The organism is Streptomyces apricus, assembly GCF_008369065.1.
Classification (GTDB): Bacteria; Actinomycetota; Actinomycetes; order Streptomycetales; family Streptomycetaceae; genus Streptomyces; species Streptomyces apricus.
The window spans coordinates 128,420-141,311 of the sequence record NZ_VDFC01000083.1 but is presented as its reverse complement, the minus strand read 5'-3'; the positions used below and the strand labels follow the sequence as shown (position 1 = coordinate 141,311).

At 72.4% G+C, this 12,892-nt stretch carries 14 protein-coding genes and 1 pseudogene; 8 read left to right on the top strand and 7 right to left on the bottom strand.

Annotated elements, in window-relative coordinates; translation table 11 throughout:
* The 3 genes from FGF04_RS36395 to FGF04_RS36385 all read left to right on the top strand — a co-directional run.
* Positions 1-558, top strand: a 558-nt coding sequence (locus tag FGF04_RS36395; RefSeq protein ID WP_188114375.1) for a sporulation protein, incomplete at its 5' end; no start/stop codon positions are given.
* 97 nt (positions 559-655) lie between these two features.
* Entirely contained in the window at positions 656-1,231 is a 576-nt protein-coding gene (locus tag FGF04_RS36390; RefSeq protein ID WP_149515662.1) for a TerD family protein, read from the top strand.
* A 27-nt stretch (positions 1,232-1,258) separates the two neighbouring features.
* Positions 1,259-1,420 (top strand): twin-arginine translocase TatA/TatE family subunit, encoded by a 162-nt coding sequence (locus tag FGF04_RS36385; protein ID WP_149515661.1) that lies wholly within the window; start codon positions 1,259-1,261, stop codon positions 1,418-1,420.
* A gap of 90 nt (positions 1,421-1,510) precedes the next feature.
* On the opposite strand, the pseudogene FGF04_RS36380 reads toward FGF04_RS36385, so the two are convergent.
* Positions 1,511-2,467 (bottom strand): annotated as a pseudogene (locus FGF04_RS36380) (hemolysin family protein); the annotation flags it as partial.
* Between the two features lie 309 nt (positions 2,468-2,776).
* Here FGF04_RS36380 and FGF04_RS36375 point away from each other — a divergent pair.
* The gene (locus FGF04_RS36375) at positions 2,777-3,811 is read left to right on the top strand and encodes a sporulation protein (protein ID WP_149515660.1); all 1,035 of its coding nucleotides are present in this window, start codon (positions 2,777-2,779) and stop codon (positions 3,809-3,811) included.
* 126 nt (positions 3,812-3,937) lie between these two features.
* Here FGF04_RS36375 and FGF04_RS36370 read toward each other — a convergent pair whose 3' ends face one another.
* From FGF04_RS36370 to FGF04_RS36355, 4 genes are all read right to left on the bottom strand, one after another.
* The gene (locus tag FGF04_RS36370; RefSeq protein ID WP_456340037.1) at positions 3,938-5,332 is read right to left on the bottom strand and encodes an LCP family protein; all 1,395 of its coding nucleotides are present in this window, start codon (positions 5,330-5,332) and stop codon (positions 3,938-3,940) included.
* 181 nt (positions 5,333-5,513) lie between these two features.
* Positions 5,514-6,446, bottom strand: a complete 933-nt coding sequence (locus FGF04_RS36365; RefSeq protein WP_149515659.1) for a M56 family metallopeptidase — start codon at positions 6,444-6,446, stop codon at positions 5,514-5,516.
* A gap of 6 nt (positions 6,447-6,452) precedes the next feature.
* Positions 6,453-6,842 carry a BlaI/MecI/CopY family transcriptional regulator gene (locus FGF04_RS36360; RefSeq protein WP_188114373.1) on the bottom strand — a complete coding sequence of 130 codons (390 nt, stop codon included), beginning with the start codon at positions 6,840-6,842 and terminating at the stop codon, positions 6,453-6,455.
* The gene (locus FGF04_RS36355; protein WP_149515657.1) at positions 6,839-7,102 is read right to left on the bottom strand and encodes a hypothetical protein; all 264 of its coding nucleotides are present in this window, start codon (positions 7,100-7,102) and stop codon (positions 6,839-6,841) included. The genes FGF04_RS36360 and FGF04_RS36355 overlap by 4 nt, the downstream gene beginning before the upstream one ends.
* Before the next feature lie 211 nt (positions 7,103-7,313).
* Here FGF04_RS36355 and FGF04_RS36350 point away from each other — a divergent pair, with 211 nt between their 5' ends.
* The 3 genes from FGF04_RS36350 to FGF04_RS36340 all read left to right on the top strand — a co-directional run bounded on the left by FGF04_RS36350 (position 7,314) and on the right by FGF04_RS36340 (position 8,990).
* On the top strand, positions 7,314-7,889 hold the full coding sequence (locus tag FGF04_RS36350) for a TerD family protein (protein WP_149515656.1): 576 nt from the start codon (positions 7,314-7,316) through the stop codon (positions 7,887-7,889).
* An 89-nt stretch (positions 7,890-7,978) separates the two neighbouring features.
* The gene (locus FGF04_RS36345; protein ID WP_149515655.1) at positions 7,979-8,323 is read left to right on the top strand and encodes a hypothetical protein; all 345 of its coding nucleotides are present in this window, start codon (positions 7,979-7,981) and stop codon (positions 8,321-8,323) included.
* A gap of 82 nt (positions 8,324-8,405) precedes the next feature.
* Positions 8,406-8,990, top strand: coding sequence for a TerD family protein (locus FGF04_RS36340; protein WP_149515654.1), 585 nt, complete (start codon positions 8,406-8,408; stop codon positions 8,988-8,990).
* 19 nt (positions 8,991-9,009) lie between these two features.
* Here the strand turns inward: FGF04_RS36340 and FGF04_RS36335 are convergent, their stop codons facing one another.
* Entirely contained in the window at positions 9,010-11,346 is a 2,337-nt protein-coding gene (locus FGF04_RS36335; protein WP_149515653.1) for a 2Fe-2S iron-sulfur cluster-binding protein, read from the bottom strand.
* Positions 11,347-11,357: 11 nt separating this feature from the next.
* The gene (locus tag FGF04_RS36330) at positions 11,358-12,122 is read right to left on the bottom strand and encodes a siderophore-interacting protein (protein WP_149515677.1); all 765 of its coding nucleotides are present in this window, start codon (positions 12,120-12,122) and stop codon (positions 11,358-11,360) included.
* Positions 12,123-12,269: 147 nt separating this feature from the next.
* Between FGF04_RS36330 and FGF04_RS36325 the strand changes: the two genes are divergently transcribed.
* Positions 12,270-12,890: a TetR/AcrR family transcriptional regulator gene (locus tag FGF04_RS36325; protein WP_149515652.1), complete on the top strand. Its 621-nt coding sequence runs from the start codon at positions 12,270-12,272 to the stop codon at positions 12,888-12,890.
* The last annotated feature ends 2 nt before the right edge of the window (positions 12,891-12,892 follow it).

Genomic DNA, 12,892 nt, shown 5'->3' with positions numbered 1-12,892 from the left:
CTCCCGTGGGAGACCCCGGTCACCGCGGTGTACGGGCGGGAGGTGGGCGTCTCCCTCGGGCTGCGTACGGAGCTGCCGGTGGCGGGCGCCGGTGACGGGGGCGGTCTGGACCGGCTGGACGTGACGCCCCGGCCCGTACAGGAGGCGATCCTGGAGGCCTTCGGGCAGCTCGGCTTCGGCTTCCGGTCCGCCGACCTGGAGCCGGGCCGGATCGGTGGCACCGGCCAGCAGCTCCCCTTCCGCCAGGAGCTGGAGCTCACCCCGTCGGCCGCGTACGCCCACGCGGTGCGCGAGATCGAGCTGACCTTCCTCGCCGCCCCGGCCGCCATGGAGGTGGTCCTGGAGGCGGACAAGCGCGGCGGGCGCCTCTCGCCGGACGACGACACGCTCATCCGGTTCACGGTGCCCCACTCCCACGGGTCGGTCGCGCACCAGGACTGGACCACCGTGGTCGGCGGATGGGTCCGGGAGCTGGTCGAGCACCGGGAGTCGTACGGGCCGGACGCGGCGTACGGGCACGACCGGTCGGCGTCCGGCACCGGCCCCGGGCCCGTCTGAGCGCCGTTTCGTCCCCCTTCCCTATTTTCTACAGTGCTGTAGATTTTTTCCACGGCACGTGTCCGCACCAACGGCCTCACCAAGCAAGGAGATCGGCGTGGGAGTTTCCCTGTCCAAAGGCGGCAATGTCTCGCTCAGCAAGGAGGCGCCGGGCCTGACCGCCGTACTGGTCGGCCTCGGCTGGGACGTGCGGACGACGACGGGCACCGACTACGACCTCGACGCCTCGGCGCTGCTCGTCGACGCGTCGGGCAAGGTGCTGTCCGACCAGCACTTCGTCTTCTACAACAACCTCAAGAGCCCGGACGGCTCGGTCGAGCACACCGGCGACAACCTCACCGGTGAGGGCGAGGGCGACGACGAGTCGGTCAAGGTCGACCTGGCCGCCGTGCCCGCCGAGGTCGCGAAGATCGTGTTCCCGGTCTCCATCCACGACGCCGAGAGCCGCGGGCAGAGCTTCGGGCAGGTGCGGGGGGCGTTCATCCGGGTCGTGAACCAGGCCGGCGGTGCCGAGATCGCGCGGTACGACCTGTCCGAGGACGCCGCCACCGAGACGGCGATGGTGTTCGGGGAGCTGTACCGGCACGGGGACGAGTGGAAGTTCCGTGCGGTGGGGCAGGGGTACGCGTCCGGTCTGGCGGGGATCGCGTCCGACTTCGGCGTCGGTGTCTGACGGCCGGCCGCGGGAGGGGGGAACCGTATGTTCGGGCTGAGCGAACTCGGCGTCGTCCTGGTCGTCGTCATCGTGGTGCTGGCCGTGAAGAAGGGGCCGGAGCTGGCGCGGTCCGCGGGGCGGGCTGCGCGGATCCTGAAGGCGGAGCGGAAGTCGGAGCCCGGCCCCCCTCCGGGCCCGGGCTCCTGAACGGCCTTGGGTTGAGTGCCGGGTGCGGGTGGTTCGTGGCCGATCGCGCAGTTCCCCGCGCCCCTAGGGAACCGGGGCTCAGCCCCACCTCCCAGGGTCGTCGATGACCACCGCCATCGTGCGCGCCGTACGCATCCGCTCCAGCAGCCGGTCGGCGGGCAGACTGTCCGGCACCAACAGCGGTGCCGTGGCCAGCTCCGTCACCGCCGTCACCGCCCGCTTGCCCGGCTCCAGCGCCAGCACGTCCCGGATGTGGACCGTGCCGATCACCTCGTCCAGGCTGTCGCGGTACACCGGGAAGCGCGACAGGCCGGTCGCATAGGTGAGGTTGGCGGCGTCGGTGGCCGTGGCATGCGCCTCCAGCGCCCGCACATCCACCCGCGGCGTCATCACACTCTGCGCCGTCAACTCCCCCAGATGCAGGGTCCGCACGAACAGCTCGGCCGAATCCGCCTCCAACGCCCCCTCCGCGGCGGAGTGCTGGGCCAGCGCGACCAGCTCCTCGGGGCCGCGCACGGAGGCCAGCTCCTCGGCCGGTTCCAGGCCGAAGCGGCGCACGAACCGGTTCGCGGTGTTGTTCAGATGCCGGATGAACGGACCGAAGGCCGCCGTGAAGACGCGCTGCGGCCCCGCCACCACCTTCGCCACCGCCAACGGCCGCGAGATCGCCCAGTTCTTCGGCACCAGCTCACCCACCACCATCAGCATCACGGTGGAGAGCACCACACCCAGGAGCGTGGCCACCGACGAGGCGGCGCCGCCCAGGCCGACCGCCTCCAGCGGCCCCTTCAACAGCACCGCCAGCGACGGCTCGGCCAGCATGCCGATCACCAGGGAAGTGACCGTGATGCCCAGCTGGGCGCCGGACAACTGGAACGTCAGCCTGCGGACCGCCCTCAGCGCACCCTCCGCACCCCGCTCACCCGCCTCGGCCGCCCGCTCCAGATCACCCCGCTCGACCGTCGTCAGCGAGAACTCGGCCGCCACGAACACCGCACACGCCAACGTGAGCGACAGGGCCAGCAGGAGCAGCAGGACCTCGGTCACCGCGCCACCCCCACTCCCGTACGCGCATACGGCGGGCGGATCACGACATGACTGCGGGGAGGCTCACCCATTGCGGGACGTGGCTCCTTCTCTGGTCGGGGGGTCGGCTCGGAGGGTCGGGCAGTGCTTTTCGGACTTTCCTCGGTGCGGCTTCCCGGAAAAGCGCTGGGCAGCCCTTCGCAACCCTATGCTTCTACTCGCTTGTAGAGGAAGAACGCGAGTGCTCTCCGGCTTGTTCCCGGACGTCCTCGCGTCCGTCCTCGCCGTTCGTCACGAGTGACACACGTACATGAAGGAGTGGACGCCGCGATGGTGTTCAAACGGCTTCTCGGATCTTTGGGTGTGGGCGGTCCCACCGTGGACACGGTCCTCGACCCGGGAGCGGCCCTGCCCGGCGCCTCCCTGTCGGGGCAGGTGCATCTGCGGGGCGGCGACGCCGACTTCGAGATCGAGCACCTCACCCTGGAGCTGCTGGCGCGGGTCGAGGCCGAGCACGAGGACGGGGAGAGCGAGGGCACGGTCGTCTTCGAGCGGTTCACCGTCGGCGGCGGCTTCCGTCTCGCCGCGGGCGAGGAGCGCACGGTCCCGTTCGGCGTGGCCCTGCCGTGGGAGACCCCGGTCACCGAGCTGTACGGGCAGCCGCTCGGCATCGTCCTCGGGGTGCGCACCGAACTGGCGGTGGCGGGCGCCAAGGACAAGGGCGACCTCGACCAGTTCGCGGTGCGGCCCCTGCCCGTGCAGGAGGCGATCCTCGAAGCCTTCGGGCAGCTCGGGTTCGGCTTCCGGTCCGCCGACCTGGAGTACGGCCGCATCGGTGGCACGGGGCAGCAACTCCCGTTCTACCAGGAGCTGGAGCTCACCCCGTCGCCCCAGTACGCCCATGCCGTCAACGAGATCGAGGTGACCTTCCTCGCCACGCCCGGCGGCATGGAGGTCGTCCTGGAGGCGGACAAGCGCGGCGGGTTCCTCTCCGCCGGGCACGACGCGCTCACCCGCTTCACCGTCTCCCACGACGGGGTGGAGCACCAGGACTGGAACGCCCTGGTCGACGGCTGGATGCGGCAGTTGGTCGAGCACCGTGCGTCCTACGGCTCGCCGTCCGCGTACGGGCACGCGTACGGGCACGGTGACGGCCGGCACGGGCACGACGGGGACCACCACCACGGCGGTCACCAGGACGGTCACCGTTCCGGACCGGGCATGGGCACGGTCGTCGCCGCGGGCGCGGCCGGGCTCGCGGTCGGTGTCGTCGGCGGCATGGTCGCGGCCGAAGTCGTGGACGAGGTGGGCGACTTCTTCGAGGGCGACGAGGACGACGCCGGGGAAGCCGGGGAAGAGGACTGACCGGAGCACGGCACCGCGGCCGGGCCGCCCTTCCTGGGCGCGCCCGGCCCGTCGTCTCCTGGGCGCGGCCCGGCCCGTCGTCTTCCGGGTGCGGCCCGGTCCGTCATCTCCCGCGGGCGCCCGGCGTCACAGGATGTCGTCGGGGTCGAGGTCGGTGCCCACGGCGAGGGTGACCACTCCCCCGGTGGCGTCCGCCTCCTGGGTGGCCCGGGCCTCGGACAGCCGTGAGGCCAGCACCTTCGCCTGTGCGCCCATCCCCTGCGGGTAGCTGGCGGTGGTGGTGCGGGTCGTCCGCGCGGCGTTGCCCGTGCCGACGACGGTGAATCCGGCCTCGCGCAGTTTCGTGGCGACGGCGGCGGCGCGCCCGGGGACGCCGGTGCCGTTGAGCACCTGGACGCGCACGCTCGACGCGTAGACCGGGTCCTCGGCGGCGGCCTGCAGTTCCTTCTTGTCGACCTCCTTGTCCTGGGCGAGGGAGGCGAACAGGGTGCCGGCCTGCGGGTACTGCCACACGACGTTGGCCTTGTCGGTGGCCACGTCCGCCTCGCGCGGGTAGTTGGGCACGGTGAGGAACGTCAACCTGTCGCTGGGGATGCCCTTCACCTCGGAGGCGAGGCCGTACAGCGGTTTGATGCCGGCCAGGTCCTCGTCCGTGGTGAGGGACTTGGTGGCCGACTGGAGGAAGCCGTAGAGCGCGTTGGGGCTGGTCAGCTTGGACTGCGCCTTGTCGGCCAGCGCCTGCATGAACTCCTGCTGGCGGCCGATGCGCCCGAGGTCGGAGCCGTCGCCGACGCTGTAGCGGGCGCGTACGTACCCGAGCGCGTCCTCGTCCTTGACGGTCTGGCAGCCGGCCTCCAGGTCCAGGTGTGCCTTCTCGTCGTGGATGGCCTGCTCGGGGCAGACCTCTATGCCGCCCAGGGCGTTGACCATGCCCTTGAAGCCCTGGAAGTCGACGGACATGAAGTGGTCGATCCGCAGGCCGGTGTTGGCCTCGACCGTCCTGATCGTGCAGGCGGCGGCGCCGTCCACCTTCCCGCTGGTGCCGCCGATCGCGAACGCCTCGTTGATCTTGGCGTGGTGGGGCGCCGAGGTGCTGCGGTCGCCCTTGTCGCACGCGGATATGCGCACCCAGGAGTCGCGCGGGAAGGACACCACGGTCGCCCACTTCCGGTTCGCCGGAACGTGCATCACCATCAGGGTGTCCGACTGCATGGTGGTCAGGCCCTTGCCGTACTTCGCGTTGCCGCCCGCCCGGCTGTCGGAGCCGACGACCAGGATGTTCTTCGAGCCCGGGCTGAGGTTGGCGGGGCGGTCCCCGCCGAGTTTGTCGTCGATGTCGGCGGCGCTGATGTTGTCGTCGAGGTCCTGGTACACCCAGGCTCCGACCCCGGCCACGCCGAGGACGAGCACCGCGAGGGCCCCCACCGTCCACACGAGGATCCGCCCCCGCCGCGTCAGCCGCACGCGCCCCGTCGGCCCGCCTCCGGCCCGCGTGTGCCGTCGCTGTCCCCTGCCGCCCACAGGCGCCCCTCTCTCCCGCCCGGCCACGAGCGGCCGGTCCGTGCCTCTTGTCCGCTCGGTGCGCCCTTATACCGAACAGTGAAACTCTACAATCGTGTAGAAGTATGACTGGAGGGAGGGACCGCTCCATCGCCCCCACCCCTGGGTGCCGTGCCCGGGTGCCGTGCCCGGGGATCCGCTCTCACCAGGGCGTCGCCGCGTGCAGGATGRGCACCATCGTCACGGCCGAGTTCGCGGACGACAGGGCGGACACCGCGGTCCCGGCCGCCGCGCCCCAGGCGGCGAGGCCGACCGAGGTGAACMCCGGGGGCCAGCCGCGCAGCACCGGCGCGGGGCCGAGCAGGGCGGCCACCCGGCGCGGCACCGGGCCGGGCGCGGCGAGGCCCGCCAGCGTGGGTTCGGGGGTGCCGCGGGAGACCAGTGCCGCCTTGCCGATGGCGCGCGCCACGACCGTGCGGCTGCCCACCACTTGCGCAGCTTCCTCGTCGGCCCAGCGCTCCGCCGTGAAGGACACCGCGGTGCGCAGCGGGCGCAGGAACGGGTTGGCGCGCGCGGCGAGCTGGGCGGCGAGCAGGAAGCGGTGGTGCCGGGCGGCGAGGTGGGCACGCTCGTGCGCGAAGAGGGCGCGCCGTTCGGCCGGTTCGAGGCAGGAGAGCAGGGCGGTGGTCACCACGACCCGGCCCCGCCGCCCGCCCGGCAGGGCGTAGGCGTAGGGTGCCGCGTCGGGCAGCACGGCCACCTCGGTCGGGGGCAGGTCGACGAGGGCCCGGTGGGCGCCGCGGCGCMCCTGCCGGTGCCGCCACAGGGTGCGGCCGCAGGCGAGCAGGACCGCGAGCAGGGCCGGTATCGCGAGCTTGCCCGCGAACTCGTCGTACGGCACGGCCTCGCGCACCTCGGGGTCCGACCACGCGTCGGGCAGCGGGTTGCCGGGCAGCTGCGCCGTGCCGACGACCACGAGCAGCCCCAGGCACACGGTGCTGCACACCGCCATCACCACGGCGAGGCCCGTCAGCAGCCGGGTGGCGGCCCGCGGGTCCTGCCGCTGCTCGGCCAGGCGTGCGATCGGCCAGGCCGTCAGCGGCAGGACCAAGGGCAGGAAGACGAACACCCCCATGTGGTCTCAGTCTTCTCCTTCGGCCTTCGCCCTGCCCAGCAGTTCGCGCAGCAGGCGTTCGTCGTCCGGCGCGAGCGAGGTCACGAAGCTGGCGAGCACGGCCTCGCGGTCGCTCTCCGCGTCGAGCACCCTGCGCATCCGGTGCGCGGCCAGGCCCGCCTCGTCCGACGCCGAGGTCCAGGCGAAGGAGCGGCCGACGCGCTCGCGGGTCACCGCGCCCTTCGCCAGCAGCCGGGTCAGGATCGTGATGACCGTCGTGTACGCGAGGTCGCCGCCGAGCCGCTCCTGCACCCAGCCCGCGGTCGCGGGACCCTCCGCCGCCCGCAGGGCCGACAGGATCTGCGCCTCCAGCTCGCCCTGTCCCCGCCGCGGGGGACGCTGCCGCTGGTCCGTCACGCCGTGTCTCCCTTCTCCGCCGGCTCCACATCCCGGCCGGACCATCGTATCGACGCCGCACGTGCAACCACGACGATCGACGCCGCACGCGCGACCACGACGATCGACGCCGCATGTGCGACCACGACGATCGACGCCGTATGTGCGACCACGACGATCGACGCCGCATGTGCGACCACGACGATCGACGCCGCATGTGCGACCACGACGATCGACGCCGTATGTGCGACCACGACGATCGACGCCGTATGTGCGACCACGACGTCCGCGCAGGGCAGTGCCGGTCCGCGCGGACGGGTTCGTCCATGCCCGCCCGCGGGMCCGGCACGACGAGAGACAGTGGACCGGGACGTGGACCGGGACGGCGGACCGGGCGGCGGACCGGGACACCGCCGCAGTCTCTACAGTGCTGTAGATTTCAGATCGGGGCCCCGCCGGGCCCGCACCCGACGCGTCGAGAAGGAGTTCGCAATGGGAGTTTCCCTGGCCAAGGGCGGCAACGTCTCGCTCAGCAAGGAGGCACCGGGCCTGACCGCCGTCCTGGTCGGCCTCGGCTGGGACGTACGCACCACCACCGGTGCCGACTACGACCTCGACGCCTCCGCGCTGCTGCTCGACGCCTCCGGCAAGGTGCTGTCGGACCAGCACTTCGTCTTCTACAACAACCTCAAGAGCCCGGACGGCTCGGTCGAGCACACCGGCGACAACCTCACCGGTGAGGGCGAGGGCGACGACGAGTCGGTCAAGGTAAACCTCGCCGCCGTACCCGCCGAGGTCGCGAAGATCGTGTTCCCGGTCTCCATCCACGACGCCGCGAACCGCGGGCAGAGCTTCGGGCAGGTCCAGGGCGCCTTCATCCGCGTCGTGAACCAGGCCGGCGGCGCCGAGATCGCGCGCTACGACCTGTCCGAGGACGCCGCCACCGAGACGGCCATGGTCTTCGGCGAGCTGTACCGGCACGGCGCCGAGTGGAAGTTCCGCGCGGTGGGGCAGGGGTACGCGTCCGGTCTGGCCGGCATCGCGGCCGACTTCGGCGTCAACGTCTGACACGGGCGCCCGCCCCCGGGCCCGATCACCGGGGGCGGCCCGGCGCCCTCCCTGCCCCGGCCGACCGCTCCCACGCGTCAGGAGACCATGTGGCCGACCTCTCCGGTCAGCGCCCCGAGGACCGGGCCGACTTCGCAGCCGTACCGCACGCGCCCGCCGGGGAACCCGTACCGCGAAGACCCGGCGCGGCCGGTCCGGCGGCGGCGCTGCTGGTGCTGACGACCGCGGTGGCCGCGTCGTCCGCCGTCCCCCTGCTGGTGCTGGGGTACCTGCTGCGCGGCGCCGGCCTCGCGGGCACCCTGCCGGGCTCCCTCATGTCCGCCGGCTGGGTCCTCGCACTCGTCGCGGTCCTGGGTGCGGCGGTCGCCCTGGAGGTCCGCCGACGGACCGCCGCGGCGCTGCTGCCTCCGGCACTCCCGCCGGCCTCGGACTGAGAGCTCCGAAGGCGCCCCTCCCCCCTTTCCCCAGCAGGTCGAACCCGAATCGAACCCGAATCGAATCCGAGGAGAAGCACCCATGTCGGTGAACATGACCAAGGGCCAGCAGGTCAGTCTCAGCAAGGCCGACGGCAGCGCCCTGAGCTCGGTCCGGATGGGCCTCGGCTGGCAGGCCGCGCCCCGCAAGGGCTTCCTCGCCAAGCTCACCGGGGGCGGGGAGATCGACCTCGATGCCTCGGCGGTGCTCTTCGCGGCCGGGCAGCCGGTCGACGTCGTCTTCTTCCAGCACCTGACCAGCGACGACGGTTCCGTCCGGCACACCGGCGACAACCTCACCGGTGGGGCGGGCGCCGGGGGCGACGACGAGTCCGTCCTGGTCGACCTGGCCCGCGTCCCCGCCCAGGTCGACCAGATCGTGTTCACCGTCAACTCCTTCACCGGCCAGACCTTCGCCGAGGTGCAGAACGCGTTCTGCCGGCTGGTGGACGAGACCACGGGGACCGAACTGGCCCGCTACACCCTGACCGGCGGCGGCAAGCACACCGCCCAGATCATGGCCAAGGTCCAGCGCACGAGCGCCGGCTGGCAGATGAAGGCCATCGGCGAACCCGCCACCGGCCGCACCTTCCAGGACCTACTTCCGGCTATCGCGCCCCACCTGTAGGTCCCGGCTCCCGGTCCGGTCACGGGTCCTCGATGTCGAGGGTGACCTCCGACAGCGGACAGCCCACGCACGTGAGTACGTAGCCGTCGGCGCGCTGCTGCGGTGTGAGGCAGTTGGGCTCGTTCTGCGTCACCTCTCCGCCGCGCAGCCGCACCATGCAGTCGCCGCAGGTGCCGACCGTGCAGGAGTGGGGCATCGGCAGCCCTGCGGCGAGGCCCGCGTCGAGCAGTGTCCGGCCGGGCTCGACCACCACCTTGCCGACGGGGCGGCCGGCGTCCTCGACGGTCATCTCCCAGGGCACCGCCACCGCTGTCCCGATGTCCCCCACAGTCCCTGTGCCGGCCACGGTCCCGGTATCCGCGGCGCTGGTGTAGCGCTCGTGGTGCACCAGCTCCTCCGGGATCCCCAGCCCGGGCAGCACGCCCCGGACGGCGTCCATCAGCGGTTCGGGACCGCAGAGGTAGTAGTGGGCGTCGCGGGACGGTGACAGGGCGGTGACCCAGCGGCGTACGCCGTCCGCGTCGAGCCGTCCGTCCCGGCCGGTCAGGACGTGGGTGACCGAGAGCCTGCCGGGATGGTCCCGCACCAGCCGGGCAAGCTCCCCGGCGAAGAGGATCTCGTCCTCGGTGCGGTTGCTGCAGAGCAGCGCGATCCGCCCGCCGCCCTTTGCCGGGGACGCGGCGAGACACGTACGGATCATGCTCATCAGCGGCGTCACCCCGCTGCCCGCCGCGACCAGCACCATCTCGTCCGGCGGCCGGGGCCCGGTGTGGAAGGACCCCGACGGGCCGCGCACCGCGAGACGGTTCCCCGCGCGCAGGCCGCGGTGCGCGTGGGTGGAGAACCGGCCGCCCTCCACCCGCTTGACGGTCACCTCCAGCCGGGACGAGCCGGGCACCGACGAGGCCGAGTAGGCCCGTCGCACCGGGCGGCCGTCGACGTCGGCGACGAGTGTGAAGAACTGGCCGGGGTGGAAGTCGAACGGCCGCGGGTCCGCACCACTGTCCTCCAGTACGAGGGTGACCGCGCTCGGCGTCTCCCTGCGCACCTCGACGACGCGGACCTCCCGCAGCGCGCTCCCCGCCCGCCCCGTACCGACACCGATGCCGTCCACGGAAGGGCGCCGGCGCAGGAGCCCACGGCGCCGCCCGCTCCCACCAGGCCTCCTGCCCCCACCGGACTTCCCGCTCCCACCGGACTTCTCTCCCTCACCGGGCCCGAGGTCCTCGTACCCCTCCTTCCGCAGCCCGGAGCGGTAGGCGCGGTCCACCGCCAGGCGCAGCAGCCGGGTCATCCCCGGGATCGCGCCGACGGCCCTCAGGAGGAACGCGGGCGGTCCGCCGCCGGACGCGGCCGAACCGGCGGCGAGGTGTTCGCCCGCCATCGCCATCATGTCCGGCACGGACCCCCGGCCGAGGTCCGCGCCCGGGGCCCACAGCCGTGCGCGTGTCAGGGCCTCGCTGCCGGTCAGCTCGGCGTGTTCGACGTCGATGAGCAGGGCCAGCTGCGGGGGCATCCCGCGCAGGGCCATCGGCTCCAGCAGTGCGGGATCGTCGGTGATCGTGCCCCGGCCGCGGACCTGCAGAACGGTGTCGCGTCCCGGTACGAGCGCGGCGAAGGACAGCCGGTCGTCCCGCAGCAGGTTGTGCAGCGTGTCGGCGCGCTTGTTGCCCTTCCGGTCCGGGACGACGAGCGTGCGGCCGTCCAGGATGCGCGCCACCGTCCGCCGGTCCCCGCGCGGACTCGTGTCGCTGCCGCCGGACGGGTCCCAGGTGGACAGGGCCAGGAACGGCGACGCGGCCAGGAAGTCCGCGACACCCGGCAGCCCCAGCGGCCCGTCCTCCGGGACAGGCCCGGCCTGGACGGGTTCGGTCGAGGCGAGTCCGGCCGAGGCGGGTCCGGCCTGGGCCGGCGGGCGCCACAGCCCGGACCGCAGGACGGCCTGCGCGCAGTGCACGTACGCCTCCTCGACGCCGACGGTCAGCGTCGTGCCCCTGCGTCCGGCCACCGAGCCGTTGACGCGCAGGATCTCCCCGACGCCCGGCAGCAGGAAGAAGAACGAGACCGGTCCGTGCGGGTCGTCGCCCTCGGGCAGGGTGAACGAGATGCGGGTGGGCGAGTGGACGCGTACGAACCCCGGTGCGCCGCCGATGAACGTCGTCCTGCTGGTGCCGTCGGCGTCCCGGTGGCCGAAAGCCGCGACCGGACAGTGGGCGAGGACGGTCCGGCAGCCGTCGTCGAGGGCGCTGATCTGCTTGAGCAGGACCACCGACGCCGGACGGCCGATGATGTCCTCCACCTGGTCCGCCGTCGTCAGACGTCGCGGGGTGCCTGCCTCGTGTACTCGCTGCTGCATGGGATGTCCTTTCAGCCCGGGGTGGAGCGGCCCAGGCGCCAGTAGCCGGAGAACGAGACGTCGCGCCTGGGTACGCCGCGGTCGTCGACCAGGTGCCGCCGCACCGCGGTGGCCAGCCGGGACTCGCCCGCGACCCAGGCGTAGGAGCGGCCGGGCGGCAGGGAACCGTCGCGCAGGGCCGCAAGGACCAGGGCGCCGGGCCGCAGGTCCGCGTCGTCGCGGCTGAACCAGTGGATGCGGGTCCCCAGGGGTGGCTCCACGGCGCGGATGTCGGCCTTCGCCGCCACCTCCAGGTAGACCTCCGTGGGCAGCGGGGCCGGTGTGCTGTCGAGGATCGACAGGACGGCGGGCAGCGCGCTCTCGTCGCCGACCAGCAGTCGCCCCTCCGCGTGCTCGGGCAGCCGGTAGGTGCTGCCGGTGTCGAAGATCCCGGCCGGGTCACCGGGCCGGACCCGGCGCACCCAGGACGACATGGGCGAGTCGCCGTGCAGGGCGAACTCGATGTCGATCTCGTCGTCCGCGGGACGTGCGCGCCTGATCGTCAGGTTGCGGACCCAGGGCCGGACCGATTTCGGCACGAGCAGGAGCTGGGCGATCCAGGCCTCGTTCGAGACGGTGGGCATCCGCAGGGCGCCCTGTCCCTCGCGGGGGAAGAAGAGACGGACCGCCTGGTCGTTGCCGGTGACCACGAGGTCCCGCACGGCCGGCCCGCCGAGGGTGACGCTCGCGCAGCCCGGCGTGAGGACGTCACGGCGGCGCACCTCCAGCGTGATCATCCTGCGTAATTCCGGCAGGTGCACCTTCGGGATCACGGCGCCCCACCCACTGCGGACGTGGACTTGTTTTCGCAGGTCATGACAGTATTGTGAGCAATAACTCAGCTCTTTGACTACTCGCTTTTGCCGCACCCAGGAGGTCTCCGGATGCCGTCGGCCGACCGTCGTATCCCGGCACGTCGCAAGCCCCGTCAGGTCCGTGCCGAGCTCACCCGCGAGCGCATCCTCACCGCCGCTGCTCACGTTTTCACCGAGTACGGCTACGCCGCCGGCACCACCAACCGCATCGCCGACCACGCCCACGTCTCCATCGGTTCGCTGTACCAGTACTTCCCGAACAAGGAGGCGATCCTGGCGGAGCTGATGGTGCGGCACATCGACCGCGGCATGTGGACGGAGGCCGACGAGCTGGAGCTGACCCCCGGGAGCCTGGAGACGACGGTGCGGGCCCTGGTCCGCGACGCGGTGGACAACCACCGCGACGATCCGCAGCTGCTGCGGATCATGCTGGAGGAGGCGTCGCTCTCGCAGGAGCTGCTCGACACGATCGAGCGCCACGGGAAGAAGCGCGTCGGCCAGGTGCGCGATCTCCTCGCCCGGCACCCGGACGTGCACGTGGGGGACCTCGGCATGGCGGCCGAGCTGATCGTCTTCACGGTGGAGACGAACACGCACAAGGTGATGGCGGACCCGCGGGCCATTCCGATCGAGACCTTCGAGGACGAGCTGGTGGCCATGGTGACGCGGTACCTGCGGGGCGACCGGTAGCC